The sequence below is a fragment of the Micromonospora sp. KC721 genome (genome assembly GCF_004348355.1).
In the GTDB taxonomy this organism is placed as follows: Bacteria; Actinomycetota; Actinomycetes; order Mycobacteriales; family Micromonosporaceae; genus Micromonospora.
In genome coordinates, this window is the sequence record NZ_SMJY01000048.1 from 1 (window position 1) to 18288 (window position 18288).

15 protein-coding genes are annotated in these 18288 nt (G+C 72.5%); 7 read left to right on the top strand and 8 right to left on the bottom strand.

The features are described 5' to 3' along the window. The 4 genes from E1182_RS11405 to E1182_RS11420 form a co-directional block, all read left to right on the top strand. The coding region (locus E1182_RS11405; RefSeq protein ID WP_207921363.1) for a NeuD/PglB/VioB family sugar acetyltransferase at positions 1–662 on the top strand (662 nt) is incomplete at its 5' end. A 39-nt stretch (positions 663–701) separates the two neighbouring features. Further along, the gene (gene gmd, locus E1182_RS11410) at positions 702–1715 is read left to right on the top strand and encodes a GDP-mannose 4,6-dehydratase (protein ID WP_132263875.1); all 1014 of its coding nucleotides are present in this window, start codon (positions 702–704) and stop codon (positions 1713–1715) included. Beyond that, on the top strand, positions 1712–2911 hold the full coding sequence (locus tag E1182_RS11415) for a glycosyltransferase (RefSeq protein WP_132263877.1): 1200 nt from the start codon (positions 1712–1714) through the stop codon (positions 2909–2911). The genes gmd and E1182_RS11415 overlap by 4 nt, the downstream gene beginning before the upstream one ends. Further along, a complete protein-coding gene (locus E1182_RS11420) occupies positions 2908–4038 on the top strand; it encodes a DegT/DnrJ/EryC1/StrS aminotransferase family protein (protein WP_132263879.1) in 1131 nt (376 codons plus the stop codon). The genes E1182_RS11415 and E1182_RS11420 overlap by 4 nt, the downstream gene beginning before the upstream one ends. Here the strand turns inward: E1182_RS11420 and E1182_RS11425 are convergent. From E1182_RS11425 to E1182_RS11440, 4 genes are read right to left on the bottom strand one after another with little or no spacing between them, the layout of a single operon-like run. Beyond that, a complete protein-coding gene (locus tag E1182_RS11425; protein WP_132263881.1) occupies positions 4022–5344 on the bottom strand; it encodes a hypothetical protein in 1323 nt (440 codons plus the stop codon). The two genes, E1182_RS11420 and E1182_RS11425, sit on opposite strands and share 17 nt — an antisense overlap. Then, positions 5341–6630, bottom strand: a complete 1290-nt coding sequence (locus tag E1182_RS11430; protein ID WP_132263883.1) for a hypothetical protein — start codon at positions 6628–6630, stop codon at positions 5341–5343. Before E1182_RS11430 ends, E1182_RS11425 begins: the two co-directional genes overlap by 4 nt. A 34-nt stretch (positions 6631–6664) precedes the next feature. Beyond that, on the bottom strand, positions 6665–7990 hold the full coding sequence (locus E1182_RS11435) for a phenylacetate--CoA ligase family protein (RefSeq protein ID WP_132263885.1): 1326 nt from the start codon (positions 7988–7990) through the stop codon (positions 6665–6667). Continuing rightward, positions 7987–8811 carry a bifunctional 2-polyprenyl-6-hydroxyphenol methylase/3-demethylubiquinol 3-O-methyltransferase UbiG gene (locus E1182_RS11440; RefSeq protein WP_165942586.1) on the bottom strand — a complete coding sequence of 275 codons (825 nt, stop codon included), beginning with the start codon at positions 8809–8811 and terminating at the stop codon, positions 7987–7989. Before E1182_RS11440 ends, E1182_RS11435 begins: the two co-directional genes overlap by 4 nt. A 145-nt stretch (positions 8812–8956) precedes the next feature. On the opposite strand from E1182_RS11440, the gene E1182_RS11445 reads away from it, so the two are divergent. Then, complete coding sequence (locus E1182_RS11445) at positions 8957–12070, top strand: M14 family metallopeptidase (protein WP_132263890.1); 3114 nt, start codon at positions 8957–8959, stop codon at positions 12068–12070. 95 nt (positions 12071–12165) lie between these two features. Continuing rightward, positions 12166–13095: an NAD(+)/NADH kinase gene (locus tag E1182_RS11450; protein ID WP_132263892.1), complete on the top strand. Its 930-nt coding sequence runs from the start codon at positions 12166–12168 to the stop codon at positions 13093–13095. 26 nt (positions 13096–13121) lie between these two features. Here E1182_RS11450 and pgm read toward each other — a convergent pair whose 3' ends face one another. Both pgm and glgC read right to left on the bottom strand, forming a co-directional pair. Beyond that, positions 13122–14765: a phosphoglucomutase (alpha-D-glucose-1,6-bisphosphate-dependent) gene (gene pgm, locus E1182_RS11455; protein WP_132263894.1), complete on the bottom strand. Its 1644-nt coding sequence runs from the start codon at positions 14763–14765 to the stop codon at positions 13122–13124. 66 nt (positions 14766–14831) lie between these two features. After that, positions 14832–16064, bottom strand: a complete 1233-nt coding sequence (gene glgC, locus E1182_RS11460; protein WP_132263896.1) for a glucose-1-phosphate adenylyltransferase — start codon at positions 16062–16064, stop codon at positions 14832–14834. A gap of 94 nt (positions 16065–16158) precedes the next feature. On the opposite strand from glgC, the gene glgA reads away from it, so the two are divergent. Continuing rightward, entirely contained in the window at positions 16159–17361 is a 1203-nt protein-coding gene (gene glgA / locus E1182_RS11465; protein WP_132263899.1) for a glycogen synthase, read from the top strand. 165 nt (positions 17362–17526) lie between these two features. Here glgA and E1182_RS11470 read toward each other — a convergent pair whose 3' ends face one another. Together E1182_RS11470 and E1182_RS11475 are read right to left on the bottom strand one after the other, a co-directional pair. Beyond that, positions 17527–17982 (bottom strand): type II toxin-antitoxin system VapC family toxin, encoded by a 456-nt coding sequence (locus E1182_RS11470; protein WP_132263901.1) that lies wholly within the window; start codon positions 17980–17982, stop codon positions 17527–17529. Beyond that, positions 17972–18211, bottom strand: coding sequence for an AbrB/MazE/SpoVT family DNA-binding domain-containing protein (locus E1182_RS11475; RefSeq protein WP_132263903.1), 240 nt, complete (start codon positions 18209–18211; stop codon positions 17972–17974). Before E1182_RS11475 ends, E1182_RS11470 begins: the two co-directional genes overlap by 11 nt. Positions 18212–18288 lie beyond the last annotated feature (77 nt).

The window sequence follows — 18288 nt, forward strand, 5'->3', positions numbered from 1 at the left end:
CCCGGCAGCCCTGCGCCCCCGACGGGTACCCCCTGGTCATCCTCGGTACCTCCGGGCACGCCCGGGAGATCGCCTGGATCGCCGAGCAGGCCGGTCGACGGGTGCTGGGGTGCGTCGGCCCGTACCGGCCGGCGGAGACCACCCGGCTGCCGGTGCCCTGGCTTGGCGAGGACGACCGGCTCGGCACCGACGACCCGGCCGTGCGGTACGTCGTCGGGGTCGGCGACGGCGCGGTCCGGGCCCGGATCGACCGGGCCGCCGGGCGCAACGGACATCCCGCCGAATCGTTGGTCTCCCCGGCGGCGGTGGTCGGCGCCCGGTGCTCGCTGGGTGACGGCAGCGTCCTGTGGCCCGGCGCGGTGCTCACCACCGACGTGCGGCTCGGCCGGCACGTGCACGTGGGCACCCGGGCCACGGTGAGCCACGACACGGAGATCGGTGACTACGCGACCCTGCTGCCCGGCTGCACCGTGGCCGGCGGCACCCGGATCGGCAGCGGCGCCACCGTCTGCGCCGGGGCCACCGTGGTCGACAACATCTGCATCGGACGCGACGCGGTGGTGGGCGCCGGCGCGGTCGTCGTCCGGGACGTGCCGGCGGACGTCGTCGTGGTCGGCGTGCCCGCCCGGATCCTGCGCGCCACCCGGCCGAGCGCGCACTGAACCGCAGCTCCACCTCACTTCTTCCTGGAAAGGCGCGGCATGAGTCGAGTCGCACTCATCACCGGCATCACCGGGCAGGACGGCAGTTACCTGTCGGAACTCCTGCTCGACAAGGGCTACACGGTGCACGGCCTCAAGCGCCGGTCGTCGAGCTTCAACACCGAGCGGATCGACCGGATCGACGTCCACCCGCGACACCCGGACGCACGCCTGTTCCTGCACTACAGCGACCTGTCCGACGCGGGTTCGCTGGTCGGGCTGCTGCGGGACATCCAGCCGCACGAGATCTACAACCTGGGGGCGCAGAGCCACGTCCGGGTCTCGTTCGACATTCCCGGCTACACCGCCGACGTCACCGGGATGGGAGCGCTGCGGCTGCTGGAGGCGGCCCGGCTGTCCGGGGTGCAGAGCCGGTTCTACCAGGCCTCCTCGTCGGAGATGTTCGGCTCGACGCCGCCACCGCAGCGCGAGGAGACCCCGTTCCACCCGCGCAGCCCGTACGCCTGCGCCAAGGTCTTCGCCTACTGGGCGGCGGTGAACTACCGCGAGTCCTACGGGATGTACTGCGCCAACGGGATCCTGTTCAACCACGAGAGCCCTCGCCGCGGCGAGAACTTCGTGACCCGCAAGATCAGCCGCGCGGTGGCCCGGATCGAGGCCGGCATCCAGGACAAGCTCTACCTCGGCAACCTCGACGCGGTCCGGGACTGGGGATACGCGCCCGAGTACATGGAGGCGGTCTGGCTGACCCTGCAACAGGACCGGCCCGACGACTTCGTGGTGGCCACCGGCGAGGGGCACACCGTACGGGAATTCGTCGAGACCGCCTTCGCCCACGTGGGGCTGGACTGGGAGCGGTACGTGGTGACCGATCCCGCGTACTTCCGCCCGGCCGAGGTGGACGCCCTCATCGGCGACTACGGCAAGGCCCGGCGGCAGCTCGGCTGGGCACCGAAGACCCTCTTCGGCGACCTGGTGCGGGTGATGGTCGACGCCGACCGGCAACTACTCGAGGACGAGCGGATGGGCCGGCTGGTCCGGGTGGACCGATGAGGATCGGCATCGACGCCACCACGGTGCGTCCCGGGCACTCCGCCGGGATCGAGGCGTTCTGTTACGGCCTGCTCGGCGGACTGGCCGACGGCCGGCACGACCTCGCCGTCCAGGTGCTCGCCGGCACCCGCGAGGAGTGGCGTCGCAGGGTCAGCGCGGACGGCATCACCTGGTCCGAGGTGCGCACCCCGCTGCGGACCGACAACCGGGTCGGCGGCCTGCTGCGTCGGCACACCCCCGCCGCCGTGGCGTCGTCGCTGGCGCTGCGCCGCGCCGTCAACCTGGTACGCCAGTGGAACCGCCCCCGGGCCGGCGGCGCGGACGTGACGCTGTACCCGTTCGCCGCGGCGCCGACCCACACCGACCCGGCCGTCATCGTGCTGCACGACCTGCGCCACCTTCACCCGGAGTTCGGCTCGCCGGGCTTCGCGGAGGTGATCCGCCGCAACGTGGCCCGGGCCGCCGCCGTGGTGGTGTCCTGGCCCCACCCGTACGCGCAGGCGATGCGGACCTTCCCCGAGGCGCGGGACCGGATCGCGCTGATCCCGCTGCCCGCCTTCCACGCCGCGCCGGCGACCACCACCGCCGCGCCCGAGCCGGGCCTGCTGCTGTACCCGTCGTCGACCGCCCCGCTGAAGGACCACGCCACCTTGCTGGAGGCCCTGGCGCTGCTACCCGAGTGTCGCCTGGTCTGCCCCGGGCCGCTGGTGGAACCCCAGGCGAGCCGGCTGCTCGCCCGCGCCGACCAGCCCGACTTGCGGGGCCGGGTGTCCTTTCCCGGCTTCGTGAACACCACCGAGCTGGCGTCGCTGTACGCCCGCGCCAGCGCGGTGGTGGTGCCCTCGCGGTGGGAGGCGGCCAGCGGGGCGATGCTGGAGGCGTTCAGCTGGGGCCTCCCGGTGGCCTGCGCCGACTCCGAACCGCTGCTCGCGCAGCTCGACTTCACCGGGGCAGACGCCGCGGTCTTCCCCGCCGGCGACCCCGCTGCCCTGGCCACCGCGGTACGTGAGGTCCTGGCCGACCGAGACCGCTACGCATCCTCCTCCCGGGCCGCCGGGGCGCTGCTCGCCAGGCGCACCTGGGCCGACACCGCCGCCGACTACGCGGCCGTGCTGGAGTGGGTGGTGGCTGGCCGGCCCGGTCCGATGCCCCAATCCGCGTTCGCCGGCCGCCTGACCTCCCGAGGAGTTCGATGACCACGCCGGAGCGCTACCCGGTCGCCCGACCGTCGCTGTCCGATCTGGAGGAGCGTTACCTGCTCGACGCCTACCGCAGCGGCTGGATCTCCTCCCAGGGCCCCTACCTGCGCCGGTTCGAGGAGCGGTTCGCCGCCCGCTGCGGGGCCGGGACGGCCGTCGCGACCGGCAACGGCACGGTGGCGCTGCACCTGGTGCTGGCGGCGGCGGGCATCGGCCCCGGCGATGAGGTGGTCGTCCCCGCGCTGACCTACGTGGCCACCGCCAACGCCGTGACCTACTGCGGGGCCCGGCCGGTCTTCGTCGACGTGTCCCCGCAGAGCTGGTGCCTGGACCCCGCGCAGGTCGCCGCGGTGATCGGCCCCCGGACCAGGGCGGTGGTGGCGGTGGACCTGTACGGCCACCCGGCCAACTACGATGCCCTACGCCGCCTCTGCCGCCGGCACGGGCTACTCCTCGTCGCCGACGCCGCGGAGTCCTTCGGCGCCCTGCTGCACGGGCGCCCTACCGGTGACCTGGCCGACGCCACCACCTTCTCCTTCTTCGGCAACAAGGTCGTCACCTCCGGCGAGGGCGGCTGCGTCACCACCTCCGATCCGGCTCTGGCCGAGCGGATGCGGCTGCTGCGCAACCAGGGCATGGACCCGGACCGCCGGTACTTCTTCCCGGTCGTCGGCTACAACTACCGCCTGACCAACCTGGCCGCCGCCCTGCTCTGCGCGCAACTCGAACGCGCCGACGAGATCATCGCCCGACGCGACGCCGTCGTCGCCGGGTACGAACGGGAACTGGCCGACCATCCGTTCATCACCACTCAACCGGTGGTGCCGGGAGTGCGCCGGGCCCCGTGGATGGCCGCCTTCCTGGTCGGGCCCCCCGGCGACGCGCAGCTGCGCGACGAGCTGGCCCGGGTGCTCGACCGGCACGGCGTGGAAACCCGGCCGTTCTTCGTGCCCCTGCCGCAGCTGCCCCCGTACGCAGGGTCCGGCGGTGAACACCCGGTCACCCTCGACCTGGCCCGGCGCGGGATCAACCTGCCGACCTACGCCGATCTGACCGACGTGGACGTCAAGACGATCGTCGAGCGGGTCCGGGCGGCGCTGTCGGTCCTCACCGACTGTCGGTGACCCGCGGTCCGGACAGCGCCGGCGCCCCGGCGGCGGAGGCGGCCGGGACCGGCACGTCCACCCGGCCGGCACGGCTGAGCAGGTGCAGGTAGCTGCCCCACCAGGCCAGTGCGCTCAGCAGCCCCAGCAGGGCCAGGGCGACGGCGGCCCCGGTCGCGCCGCGCAGCACCGCTCCCGCCGTCACGAGCGGGATCCGCAGCACGCCGAGGATCGACCCGATCAGCAGCGCCCGCCGGGCCGCGCCCTGCACCCGGTGGCCGGCGAAGGCCACCATGGCCGTACCGGCGGCGACCGTCTCCACCGCGAGCAGCGCCAGCAGCGGCTGCGCATGCCGCCAGTTGTCGCCCAGCACGGTCCGGCCGACGACATCGGGCAGCAGCAACACGGCGAGGCCGGCCGGCGCGGTTACCGCCAGCAGGACGGCGGCGACCCGCACCGCGCCCCGCCGCCGGACCGCCGCGCCGGCCGAACGGGCACCGGCCAGCCGGGGGATCACCAGCGCGGTGGCGCTGCCCACCAGGAGGGCGGCCGGTCCGAGCAGGGTCCGCCCGGCACCCAACGCACCGACCACCGCCATGCCGGCGGCCACCGCCACCGCCGTCAACGCCAACTGCGCCGACCCGGCGGTGACCAGGAACTGGGCCCCGTAGCTCAGCGATGCCCGGGTGGCGGCCCGGTCCAGCCGCCACCCGGGCTGGGCGGGCTGCCCGGCCAGCAGCGCCGTGGCGTGCCCGAGCAGCGCTCCCGTCCCCGCCCACAGCGCGAACACGGCGGCGGGGCCCAGCACCCCGGCCAGGCCCAGGCCCGCCGCGAGGGCGGTCGCCCCGGTCCAGACCGCCTCGCGTTGACAGGACGGAACCGGACGGCCCAGCCCCACCCCGACCGTCCGCGCATGGTCGTGCAGCAGCAGGCCCGGCAGCGCCAGGCCGGTGATGACCAGATAGCCGGACCCGTCGGCGAGTCCCGCGACGAGCACCACGGCGGCGCAACCGAGTCCCACGACAAGCACCCGTGGCGGCGCGGCGGACACGTCCGCCGCAGCGGCCAGCACCCCCTCGGTCACCATGGCCCGGCACAGACCGGTGGCCAGCACGTACAGCGAGAAGGCCAGGGCGAACCGACCGAGGTCGTCGATCGGCGCCAGCCGCGCGACGGTCAGCGACAGCAGCAGGTTGCCGCCGCTGGACAGCGCGGTGGCCAGCACCGCCCAGACGGCTCGGCCGGTGGACGGCGCGCGGGTGACCGTCCGCACGCGCCGCGCCAGCCGGCGCCACCGGGACAGCGCCAGGGCGGCAGGGTCGGTCACCACCCCGTGCGGACCGCCGCCACCGGTTGCCGCCGGACCTGGGGCCCCACGGCGTGCCGGCCCTTGACGCGGGTCCGGCGCAGCAGCAGCAGGACCGGCAGCGCGGACACCGTGTGCTGGAGGAAACCGATCATCGAATCGGGATGGCTGCTCGACCAGAGCAGCGGACCCGCCAGCACGAAGCAGAACAGGGTCAGCCGGACCGGACCGGGCGTGCCCCGGGCGCGCAGCAGCAGTACCGCCACCGCCGCCCAGCCCGCGTAGTAGAGCGGCACGCCCGACCAACCCTCGATGAAGTAGACGTTGCCCAGGGCCAGGAAGCTGTACGCCGAGGTGGCGGAGCCGCCGAGGTACTGGTTAATCAGCGCCCCGGTCGACAGCGGCGGCCGGTCGGGGTCGAGCATCCGGGGCACCAGCCCGTACCGGGCGAAGTCGGTGATGCCCGGCTGCCCCACGTCGACGGGCGCGTCGTGCTGGGCGACCTCGGCGAGCTGGAGGTCGAGTCGGAGCCGGTCGCTGGCGGTGACGTCGGCGGCGACGCTCACCCCGCCCTCCACCCGCAGCTCGTTGCGGAGGGTGAACAGGGTGGGCCAGGCGACAAGCAGCACGACGCCGACCACGACCACCTCCCGGGCCCGGAGCAGGCCGCACACCGCGCCGGCAGCCGCCAGGAAGGACAGGTAGCCGAACGCCGGCGAGGTGATGCCGGTGGCGGTGACCGTCACGATCTGGCCGGCGACCAGGAAGCCCACCCAGCAGAGCACCCGCCGCCGGGGCGCGTGGCCGCCGAGGTAGCTCGCCAGCAGCAGCGCGAAGGCCAGGTACGACCAGCCCGCGGCGAGCGAGGTCACCCGGGTCACGGGTGAGGCCGCGACGTCCGCGGTGAGCTGGGTGAAGATGGTGCCGTGACCGGCCTGGGCCCCGGTGATCGAGGCCAGCACGCCGACCACCGCGACGATCCGAGCGGCCAGGTAGACGTGCCGGTAGGACGCGTTCACCGCGCCGACGCCGGGGCGCCACCTGCGGCGGCGCAGCGCCAGGGCGGCCGTCTCGACGGCGACGGTGCCGAGCAGCGCGGCACCCAGCAGGCGCAGGACGAAACCGGTGTCGGGGTTGGCGTGCAGCACGGCGAGCGGCACGATGAGCAGGGCGTACGGTGCCAGCACCACGACCGTGACCGGGTAGTGCCGGACGATCCAGAGCACCGGTCGGCCCCGCTCGGGTTCGGTGTCCGGACGGCCGACGGCGCGGACGGGGATGGCTGCCGGTGGCGGCACGATGCTCACACGAATCTCCTGGCTCGGACAGCGACCGGCCGGCTCAGCCGACGAAGAGGGCATGTTTGCCGGCGGTCGTCCGCGCCGGCTCACTGGTCTGGGTGAAGCTCACCGAACTCTCGACGAAATCCGGGTGGTCGCGGCGCAGTTCCCGGGTGAAGTGGTGGGTGACGGCGGCCAGGTCCAGCCGGTGGTCCGCCTCCAGGTGGATCCGCAGTTCGTCGGGGCGTACCTGATGGAACTGGACGCCCACGATGCCCGGGTACGACTTGAGGATGTGCACCGGAAGGATCGCCGACAGGTCCAGCACGCCCCGGGCCGAGACCACCCGGACCACGTCCTGCCGCCGGCCGAGGACCGCCTGCAACGCCAGTACGTTGCCGTCGACGACGTCGCGGGGCACCACCCGGTCACCGACGGCGTAGTGGACCAGCGGGAACAGCCGCGGGTTCAGGGTGGTGACGTGCAGTTCGCCCGCGTCGTCGACCAGGGCGGTGAAGCTGTCCCAGAACACGCTGATGTCTCTCGTGCCGCCGCGGGACATGGCCAGCACCCCGGTCTCGGCGGTGCCGTACTCGATCACGGCGGATGCCCCGAAGACCCGCTCGACGAGGGCCACGTCGGCGTCGCTGGCGGTCTCGGCGCAGAGCACGACGGCCCGCAACCGGCGCGGGGCCGGCAGGTCGAGCCGGTTGCCCTCGATGTGGCGGGCGAGTCTGAACACCGCGGAGGTGTAGCCCTGCAGCGAGACCGGGTCGTGGCGGAGCAGTGCCGCGTGATGCGCCCACAGGGCCGGCTCGCTGAGGTCGTACGCGTTGAGCCGGGTGATGTTCATGACCGCGTCGGCGGCCCGTCGGCGGGTCTGGGCGACCCGGCCGCGCAGCCCGCTGCCGAACAGGTGGGCGTGCCCCCAGAGCAGGAGGCTCGGGTCGGTGGGGCGGATGCCCGCCCAGTGCCGGCCGAGGTACGCGTCGACCCACCGGTCACCCGCCTCGCCCGCGCCGCGCGGGTAGCGGGTGGGCTGGCCGGTGCTGCCGCCGGTGGTGTAGGCGTCGACAATCCGCCCGCCCTGGAAGACCTCGTCCTGCCGGGCGATGAGGACCTCCTTGGTCAACGGCGGGAACGACCACAGTGCGGCCGGGCGGTCGATCCGCTCGGGCAGCCGGTGCTCCCGCCGCCACGAGCGGTAGAAGGGCACCTCGGCGAGGCAGTACGCCCAGATCTCGTTGAATCGGCGCACCTGCCGTCGCTCGATCTCGGCCCGGTCCGGGCACTCGTCGTACCGGGCGATGGCACGGGCCAGCCGCCGGTGCCGGCCGGCCAGCAGCACCCGGCCCGGCAGGGCGCGGGCCCCGGGGTTCGGGGTCACCGGACGGATTCCGGTCGACGCCCGAGCAGGTAGAGGTCGGAGCAGAGGGAGGGGCGCAGCCGCAGGGCCCGGTCGACCAGGGGGGTCAGCGTCCGGATGACCGGTCGAGGGTGGGCCCGTCCCAGCCAGTTCCGGCCGAGGATCCGCACCTCGGTCAGCCCCATGTCGCGGGCGATGTAGCGCAGGTCGTCGACGTCCGGTTCGCGGACGTGACCACGGAAGACCGGACGCTCGTACCAGTCCGCCATGGACGACCACTTGCCCCGACCCAGCGGCACGGTGATCCGCTTGCGGAGGCTGACGCAGTTGGGCACCCCGAGCAGGAACCAACCACCGGGCCGCAGCGCGGCCAGCACCTCGGCGAAGAGACGCTTGGGCGAGTGGTGCCAGTGCTCCATGCTGTCGAAGGTGGTGATGACGTCCGTGGATTCGGGATCCAGTCCCAGGCCGTCCCGGACGACGTCGCGCACCTCGATCTTGACGCCGACGGACCGGTGCAGGTCGAGCAGCTCGTCGGTTCCGGATTCGTTGGACGGGTCGGCGAAGTCGTCGATGAGCGTGGCGGACATTCCGACCGCGGCGCAGCCCACCGAGAACATCCCGGTTCCCCCGCCCACGTCGGCCAGGACGCCGCCCGGCGCGAGCGAGGCGACCAGTCCCACGTGGAACGTCTGCCGCTGCACCTCATACGCCATCTGCCGACGCCACTGCGGCGGGTAGCGGCTCGCCAGCCGCTCCAGCTCGCCGCGGATCCGGTCGCTACGCACCGCTGCCCCGTCCGGCACCTTTACCACGTTCACCTGCTGACGAACGAACCTCACCGGGGTGGGGACACGTCCGCCGCCGGAATTCCCCCGATCGGGTGGCCCGCCGGGAAAACCGGCACAACGAGACCACATCCATTGACATTGATCATCACTGACAGCATTCTCTCCGTCACAGGCCCTTCCCACGACAGGAGGCGCGATGAGGCGCACACGGCTGGCGATCGCCGGCGTGTTCACATTGGTCGGCGCGCTGGCGCTGACCGCACCGGCGACCGCGCGGCCCTCGTCCGACCCGGGCGGCCGCGACAGCCTGGAGGTGTACGTCGGCACGCTCGACGCCAGGCAGTTGGAGAAACTGCGCGCGGCGGGTGTCGACCTCGGCCACGACCACCACGGCACCACCTCTGACGGCGCCGCCCGGGTAGAGACGGTGCTCAGCGAACGGGAGGCGCGCCGCCTCGCCGACCAGGGTGTCAAGCTGGAGGTGAAGAAGGTCCGCGGCAAGCCGGCCTCCCAGGCGCTGCGCGAGCAGGCGGCGGCGGGCTGGTCGGCGTTCCGGTCGTACAGCGAGCCGGGCGGCCTGCGCGACGAGATCACCGCTACCGTGGCCCGGTACCCGAAGCTGGCCAAGCTGCAGACGATCGGCCGCAGCGTGCAGGGCAAGCCGATCCTGGCGGTGAAGGTCACGAAGAACGCGCGGACCCTGCCGGACGGGAAGCGGCCGGCGGTGCTCTACGGCAGCGCCCAGCACGCCCGCGAGTGGATCACGCCGGAGATGACCCGCCGGCTGCTGCACCACGTGCTGGACAACTACGGCTCCGACCGGGAGATCACCCGACTGGTGGACCACACCGAGCTGTGGTTCCTGCCGGTGGCCAACCCGGACGGCTACGACCACACCTTCACCCCCGGCAACCGGCTGTGGCGCAAGAACCTGCGCGACAACGACGGGGACGGGCAGATCACCACCGCCGACGGCGTCGACCTCAACCGCAACTTCGCCTACAAGTGGGGGTACGACGACGAGGGCTCCTCACCGGAGCCGAACAGCGACACCTACCGGGGCGCCGGACCGAACTCGGAGCCGGAGACGAAGGCCCTCGACCGGCTCTTCAAGCGGGTCGGCTTCGAGTTCTTCGTCAACTACCACTCGGCGGCGCAACTGCTGCTCTACGGCGTCGGCTGGCAGGCCAACACCCCCACCCCCGACGACGTCATCTACGAGACGATGGCCGGTGACGACGCCCACCCGGCGGTGCCCGGTTACGACCCGGACCTCTCCGCCGAGCTGTACACCACCAACGGCGACACCGACACGCACGCCACCGTGCGCTACGGCACCCTGGGCTTCACTCCGGAGATGTCCACCTGCCAGGCGGCGGCCGAGTCCGACCCGGACGACCAGTGGCGACCGGAGGACTGTGTCAGCTCCTTCATCTTCCCCGACGACGAGAAGTTGATTTCGGCGGAGGTGGCGAAGAACCTGCCGTTCGCCCTGGCGGTGGCGACGTCGGCGGCCGACCCGGACGACCCGGTGTCGGTGGTGGGTCGCAGCACGCCGGACTTCGTGGTGGACACCTTCGACACCTCCTACGGGCGCAGCCAGCAGGTCGCGTCGATCACCCGGCGGGCGCTGAAGGACGTCCGGATGCACTACGTGGTCAACGGTGGCCGGCCGAAGACCGTCGCCGTCGGCGAGTGGCGCGGCGGCGAGCGGTACGGCGACACCCACGACGACTACTACGCCGAACTGCGTGGCCGGGTCACCGGCACGAAGCCGGGCGACCGGGTCGAGGTCTGGTTCACCGGGGTCAAGCCGCGCAAGGGCCCGGTGGCCAGTGAACGCTTCACCTACCGGGTGCACGACGACATCGGCGGGGACGTGCTGGTCCTCGCGATGGAGGACGTCACCGGGCTCAGCCCGGCGCAGCCTGGCGTCACCAGCGCCAAGTACGCCGACGAGATCGCCGCCTCGCTGGCGAAGGCCGGCCGCAGCAGCGACGTCTACGACTTCGACGTCATGGGCCGGAAAGCGCCGCACCACCTGGGTGTGCTGTCGCACTACCGGACGGTGGTCTGGGAGACCGGCGACGACGTCATTCCGCGCTCCCCCGGCCAGGTGGCCGGCACCGCCGCCCGGGCCGCCGCGGAGACCGAGCTGGCCGTGCGGGACTACCTCAACGAGGGCGGCAAGCTCCTGGTCAGCGGCAAGTACGCGCTCTTCGCCCAGGCCGCGAACGGTTCGTACGCCTACCAGCCGAACGCGCCCGCGGAGTGCACCGACCCCGACGACACCAGTTGCCTGCCGCTGCTCAACGACTTCCAGCAGTACTACCTGGGGGCGTACACCTACGTCAGCGACGGTGGCACCGACCCGGCCGGCGACCCGTACCCGCTGCGCGGCGCAGACGGGCCGTTCGCCGGGTTCTCCGGCCGGCTCAACGAGGCCGGCTCGGCGCAGAACCAGGACCACACGGCCTCGTTCCTGAGCACGTCGAGCTTCCTGGCACCGAAGGACTTCCCGCAGTTCGCCAGCTCGGCCGTGGTGGACTGGGCACGGCCGGGCGCGGCGCCGTTCGATCCGCGCACCGGTGACTGGTACCTCTACAGCGGCCGGTCCGACGAGTCGTACAAGCGGCTCACCCGCACCGTCGACCTGACCGGAAAGAGCAGCGGCGAGCTGCGCTTCTTCACCTCGTACGACATCGAGCAGAACTGGGACTTCCTGTTCGTCGAGGCGCACGAGCCGGGCAGCGACGACTGGACCACGCTGCCCGACGCCAACGGGCGTACCGGCACGGTCACCGGGGAGAGCTGCGCCTCCGGGTGGGCGCGGACGCTGCACCCGTTCCTGGCCCACTACCAGGGCGTCGACTGCTCCCCCACCGGCAGCACCGGCACCTGGAACGCGGCCACCGGCGCCTCCGGGGGTTGGCAGGAGTTCGTCGTCGACCTGTCGGCGTACGCCGGGAAGAAGGTCGAGCTGTCGATCACCTACGCCTCCGACTGGGGAACCCAGGGACTGGGGGTCTTCCTGGACGACGCGCGGGTCTTCGCCGACGGGGCGTTGGTGTCCGAGACCTCCTTCGAGACGGCTGATCTGGGCGGCTGGACGGTCGCCGGGCCGCCGGCCGGCTCGGCGGCCAACCCCAACGACTGGAGCCGCAGCCAGCAGGCCTTCGAGGAGGGATCGGCGGTGGTCACCGCCGACACCGTCTACCTCGGTTTCGGTCTGGAGGGGCTCGCCCCGGCGGCCCGCGACGACCTGGTGGCCCGGTCGCTGGCCCACCTGACCGGACGGCCGCGCCGGTAGCGGGGCACCGGACGCACGCCGGCGGTGGTCACACCGCCGGCGTGCACCGGCCGGTACGCCCGCCGGGTCCGCCGCCGGTGTGGTGAGCTGGTGCCGTGGCGGGGGACCTGTTGGGGCTGGTGCTGCATCCCACCCGGGACGTCTCCGAGGTGGTCGGGATCATCGAGCGGTGGGCCGCCCGGCACGGCAGAACCCTGGCGGTACGCGCCGAGGACCGGCACCGGGTGCCGGCGTCGGTCCGGGCGGTGCCGGCGGAGGAACTCCCCGCCCACTCGGACGCGCTGATCAGCGTCGGCGGGGACGGCACCATGCTCGGCGCGCTGCGGCTGGCCGTGCGCGATCCGAAGCCGGTGCTCGGGGTGCACCTGGGTCGGGTCGGTTTCCTGATCGAGGTGGAGCCACCGGACCTGCCCCGGGCGCTGGACCGGCTGGTGGAGCACGACTTCACCGTCGAGTCGCGCGCCTGCCTGGCCGGTGACGTCTGCGGCGACGAGGTGGTGGCCTTCAACGACGTGGCGCTGGTCCGCCGGCCCGGCTCGGGTTTCGTCACCGCCACTCTCGCCGTCGACGACCAACGTTACGGCTACTACCGGTGCGACGCGCTGGTGGTGAGTACGCCCACCGGCTCGACGGCGTACAGCTACGCGGCCGGCGGACCGCTGGTCTCGCCGGCCACGCAGGCGGTGGTGGTGACACCGTCCGCGCCGATGGCCGGGATCTCCCGCTCGGTGGTGCTCGCCCCGGACGACGACGTCCGGTTGGAACTGCGTCCGGACTCGGCGCCGGTGGTGGTGGAGGTCGACGGCCTGGTGGTCCGGGACGCGGCCACCCAGGGCACGGTGCGCCTGCGGTACCAGCCCGACGCCGGCCTGGTGGTCCGCCTCGATCCGCGCCGCTACCGGGAACGCAACCAGCTCAAGTTGAGCCTGCTGGACCTGCCACTGCTGCCGGACCAGCTACGGGAGTTGCTGCCGGACGGGCTGGCGGAACACCTCCCGCGCCGGGACCTGCCTCCACCGCGCTGAGCCGGGGCGAGCACGCCGCACGGTGCTCAGGCCGTCGCCAGCACCCCGTCGACCAGCGCCTTGGCCTCGGACTGGATGCGGGTCAGGTGTTCCGGTCCCTGGAACGACTCGGCGTAGATCTTGTAGACGTCCTCGGTGCCCGAGGGCCGGGCGGCGAACCAGCCCGACGCGGTGGTCACCTTGAGCCCGCCGATGGACGCGCCGTTGCCGGGCGCGGCGGTGAGGGTGGCGGTGATCGGCTCCCCGGCCAGCTCGGTGGCGGTGACCTGCTCCGGGGAGAGTCTGGCCAGCACCGCCTTCTGCTCCCGGCCGGCCGGGGCGTCGATCCGGGCGTAGGCCGGGGCGCCGAAGCGCTCGGTCAGCTCGGCGTAGTGCTGGCTGGGGGTCCGCCCGGTGGTGGCGATGATCTCGGCGGCGAGCAGGCAGAGCAGGATGCCGTCCTTGTCGGTGGTCCAGGTGCTGCCGTCGCGGCGCAGGAAGGACGCGCCGGCGCTCTCCTCACCGCCGAAGCCGACCGCGCCGTCGAGCAGACCGGGCACGAACCACTTGAACCCCACCGGCACCTCCAGCAGCGGACGCCCGAGGTCGGCCGCGATCCGGTCGATCATCGAGGAGGAGACCAGGGTCTTGCCGATGGCCGCCGCCGGACCCCACTGCTCCCGGGTACGGAACAGGTGGCCGATCGCGACCGCCAGGTAGTGGTTGGGGTTCATCAGGCCGCCGTCGGGGGTGACGATGCCGTGCCGGTCGGCGTCGGCGTCGTTGCCGGTGGAGACCTGGTAGTCGGCGCGGGCGGCGATCAGCGAGGCCATCGCGTTCGGCGAGGAGCAGTCCATCCGGATCCGGCCGTCACCGTCGAGGGTCATGAACCGCCAGGTCGGGTCGACCGTCGGGTTGATCACGGTGAGGTCGAGGCGGTGCCGTTCGGCGATCTCCCCCCAGTACGCGACGCTGGCCCCGCCCATCGGGTCCGCGCCGATGTGCACCCCGGCATCGCGAATCGCCTCGATGTCGATGGCGGCCGGCAGGTCGTCGACGTAGTGGGCGAGGAAGTCGTACTCCCCGGTGGTGTCGGCGGTGCGGGCCCGGGCGTACGGGATCCGCCGCACCTCCTTGAGCCCGGCGGCGAGGATCGCGTTGGCCCGGTCCTGGATCCAGCTCGTCGCGTCGGTGTCGGCCGGGCCGCCGTGGATGGGGTTGTACTTGAAGCCGCCGTCCTCGGGCGGGTTGTGCGACGGGGTGATCACCACCCCGTCGGCGAGGCTCGCGGTGCGTCCCCGGTTGTGGGTGAGCACGGCGTGCGACAGCGCCGGGGTGGGGGTGTAGCCGTCGCGGCTGTCCACCAGCACGGTGACCCCGTTGGCGGCCAGCACCTCCAGGGCGTCGGTGGCCGCCGGTGCGGAGAGCGCGTGGGTGTCCCGGGCGAGGAAGAGCGGCCCGTCCACCCCCTGCTGCTGGCGGTAGTCGCAGAGCGCCTGGGTGACCGCGACGATGTGGTCGGAGTTGAAGGCGCCCTTGAGCGAGGACCCGCGGTGCCCGGAGGTGCCGAAGGAGACCCGCTGGGCCGGGTCGTCCGGGTCCGGGTGCTCGGCGTAGTAGGCGGTGACCAGCCGGGGCACGTCCACCAGGTCGGCGGGCTCGGCGGGCTGTCCGGCGCGCGGGTGGGCCACTGCGGGATCCTCCTCGGGTGCGGGGTGGTGTTCACGGTTCCCGGCGGGCGCCGGGTCACACGCGGCTCAGGGCTCGACGCGCTGCCCCTTGCCGATGACCACGATGCCGTTGTCGGAGACGGTGTAGCGCTGCCGGTCCTTCTCCAGGTCGACGCCGATCTCCGCGCCCTCGGGCACGAAGACGTTCTTGTCGAGGATGGCGCGGCGCACCACCGCGTGCCGGCCGATCTCCACGCCCTCCATCAGCACCGCGCCGTCGACGTGCGCCCAGGAGTGCACCTTGACCTTCGGCGAGACGACCGAGTTCTCCACCAGCGAGCCGGAGATGACCGCGCCGGGCGAGACCATCGAGGCGACCGCGCGACCGACCCGCTCACCGTACTGGTGGACGAACTTCGCGGGCGGGAACGGCGGCTGCTCGGTGTAGATGGGCCACTCGAAGTTGTACAGGTTGAACACCGGGTGCACGTTGATCAGATCCATGTGTGCGTCGTAGAAGGAGTCCAGCGTCCCCACGTCGCGCCAGTAGCCCCGGTCACGGTCGGTGCTGCCCGGCACCTCGTTGTCCCGGAAGTCGTAGACGTTGGCCTCGCCCCGCTCGACCAGCATCGGGATGATGCTGCCGCCCATGTCGTGCTTGCTGGTCTTGTCTGCCGCGTCGCGTTCCACGGCCTCGCAGAGCGCCTTGGTGCTGAAGACGTAGTTGCCCATCGAGGCGTAGATCTGGTCCGGCGCGTCGGGCAGGCCGACCGCGTCGGTGGGCTTCTCGCGGAACGCCCGGATCCGCCGGCCGTCCTCGCCGACCTCGATCACCCCGAACTGGTCGGCCATCGACAGCGGCTGCCGGATGCCGGCCACGGTCACCGCGGCGCCGGAGGCGATGTGGTCGTCGACCATCTGCCGCGGATCCATCCGGTAGATGTGGTCGGCGCCGAAGACGATCACGTGGTCCGGCTGCTCGTCGTTGATCAGGTTGAAGCTCTGGTAGATCGCGTCGGCGGAACCGGCGAACCACCACGGGCCACGGCGCTGCTGCGCCGGCACCGGCGTGACGTAGTTGCCGAGCAGGGTCGACATCCGCCACGTCTTGGTGATGTGCCGGTCCAATGAGTGGGACTTGTACTGGGTCAGCACGACGATCTTGAGAAAGCCGGCGTTCGCCAGGTTGGACAGGACGAAATCGACCATGCGGTACATCCCGCCGAACGGAACGGCGGGCTTGGCCCGGTCCGTGGTGAGCGGCATCAGGCGCTTGCCCTCTCCGCCAGCCAGGACGATCGCGAGCACCTTGGCAGCCATGTCCCGACGCTATCCATCCGACCGCGAGTTCACCACTCCTACGGGCCGACTTGTCCCACGGTACGGGGTGTGTTTCTGCACTAAGGTGCCGGGCATGAACGATCTCGTACCGCTGCGCGTCGACCTGCTCACCCGGGAGTACCCGCCGGAGGTGTACGGCGGCGCCGGCGTGCACGTCGAGTATCTGGCCCGGGAGTTGCGCCAGCTCGCCGACGTACGGGTGCACTGCTTCGGCGCGCCGCGCGCGGAGCCGGGCGTCGTCGCGTACGCCGAACCGGCCGGCCTGGCCGGCGCGAACGCCGCGCTGCGGACCATGGGCGTGGACCTGGAGATGGCGGCGGGCTGCGCCGGCACGGACGTGGTGCACAGCCACACCTGGTACGCCAACCTCGCCGGGCACACCGCGAAGCTGCTGCACGGGGTGCCGCACGTGGTGACCGCGCACAGCCTGGAGCCGCTGCGGCCGTGGAAGGCCGAACAGCTCGGCGGCGGGTACGCGCTCTCCTCCTGGTGCGAGCGGACCGCGTACGAGGCCGCCGACGCGATCGTCGCGGTCAGCGAGGGGATGCGGCGGGACGTGCTGACCGCGTACCCGCAGGTGAACCCGGAGCGGGTCCGGGTGGTCCACAACGGCATCGACACCGCGCAGTACGCCCCGGATGAGGGCACCGACGTGGTGGACCGCCTCGGCATCGACCCGGCCCGGCCGAGCGTGGTGTACGTGGGTCGGATCACCCGGCAGAAGGGACTGCCCCACCTGCTGCGCGCCGCCCGGGAGCTGCCGGCCGACACCCAACTGGTGCTGCTGGCCGGGGCACCCGACACGCCCGAGATCGCCGCCGAGGTGGAGGGGCTGGTCACCGAGCTGCGGGCGAACCGTTCGGGCGTGGTGTGGGTGGCCGAGATGTTGCCCAAGCACGAGGTGATCCAGGTGCTCACGCACGCGACGATCTTCGTCTGCCCGTCGGTGTACGAACCGATGGGCATCGTGAACCTGGAGGCGATGGCCTGCGAGACCGCGGTGGTGGCGACCGCGACCGGCGGCATTCCGGAGGTGGTGGCCGACGGCGAGACCGGGCTGCTGGTCCCGATCGAGCAGGCCGGTGACGGCTCGGGCCGCCCGCTGGACGCGTCACGGTTCGAGGCCGACCTGGCGGCCCGGATGAACGAGTTGCTGGCCGATCCGGGGCGCGCGGCGGAGTTCGGCCGCGCCGGGCGGCGACGGGCGGTGGAGCGTTTCTCCTGGGACGCCATCGCCACCCGCACCCTCGACATCTACCGCTCCCTGCTGCCCTGACCGCGCGCTCACCCGGACCCGCCTGGACCCGCGCCGATTGCGGCGAGTTGCGGTAACACGCCGAACGGACACCGCAACTCGCCGCACTGTGCGTGGCGATCCCAGGGAGGCGTCAGGCGATGTGAAGGGTGGCGGCGAGCCGGGCCAGGCCGGCGGGCGCGGCGGTCAGGTGTCGGGTGAGATGAGGGTCAGCTTGGGGAAGTAGGTGCGGTAGCGGGTGCCGTCGCGCGTCAGCAGGCGGTATCGACACACCGCGGCATGGGCGCCGATGTAGAAGTCGGCGATGGGCGAGCGCTTCACGCCACCCTGCGACCGGTACCGCGCGTACGCCTTGCCCGCCAGAAACCCGGCGGGATACGGCAGTTCCTCGCGGAGGAAGTCCGTGGCGGGCAGGGCGTCGTCGAGTTCCTCGACGCGCGCGAACCGCACGGACACCTCGGCGTAGACGATCGGGTTGATAACCAGGACGCCCTCGTCACGGGCGGCGGCCAGCGCCGCACCCGACCAGTCGGCCCATCGTGGATCCTCGGTGAGGATGTCCAGCAGAACGTTGGTGTCGACCAGGGTGGTGACCGTGTCGGTCGCCCGGCGGGCGACGGCCCGGATGCGTTCACTCGCCACGAAGCAGGTCCATCAGTTCGTCGGTCGACATGGTCTCCACCTCTCGGGCGCTGCCCCGTCCGCGCATGTGCCGGACCAGCCGTCGCCCACGGGTCTCGGCGTCGGCAACCCGCACGATCCGCAGGGTGCCGCCTTCCTCGACCACGTCCACCTCGTCGCCCTCGTGCAGGTTGTGCCGGGCACGCAGTTCGGCCGGGATGGTCACCTGTCCCTTGCTGTTCAACCTCATCGCTGCCCCCCTGATACGTAATACACATGATACGTGTCTCCGGCTGTCGCCGCCTCCCGGCAGCACCGACCAGTAAC

What these genes read in the sequence shown, in the direction of transcription:
- gmd (WP_132263875.1), top strand. Translation starts at nt 702, where the DNA reads ATGAGTCGAGTCGCACTCATCACCGGCATCACCGGGCAGGACGGCAGT.
- glgC (WP_132263896.1), bottom strand. Translation starts at nt 16,064, where the DNA reads ATGGCTGCCAAGGTGCTCGCGATCGTCCTGGCTGGCGGAGAGGGCAAG.
- E1182_RS11445 (WP_132263890.1), top strand. Translation starts at nt 8,957, where the DNA reads ATGAGGCGCACACGGCTGGCGATCGCCGGCGTGTTCACATTGGTCGGC.
- E1182_RS11420 (WP_132263879.1), top strand. Translation starts at nt 2,908, where the DNA reads ATGACCACGCCGGAGCGCTACCCGGTCGCCCGACCGTCGCTGTCCGAT.
- glgA (WP_132263899.1), top strand. Translation starts at nt 16,159, where the DNA reads ATGAACGATCTCGTACCGCTGCGCGTCGACCTGCTCACCCGGGAGTAC.
- E1182_RS11475 (WP_132263903.1), bottom strand. Translation starts at nt 18,211, where the DNA reads ATGAGGTTGAACAGCAAGGGACAGGTGACCATCCCGGCCGAACTGCGT.
- E1182_RS11415 (WP_132263877.1), top strand. Translation starts at nt 1,712, where the DNA reads ATGAGGATCGGCATCGACGCCACCACGGTGCGTCCCGGGCACTCCGCC.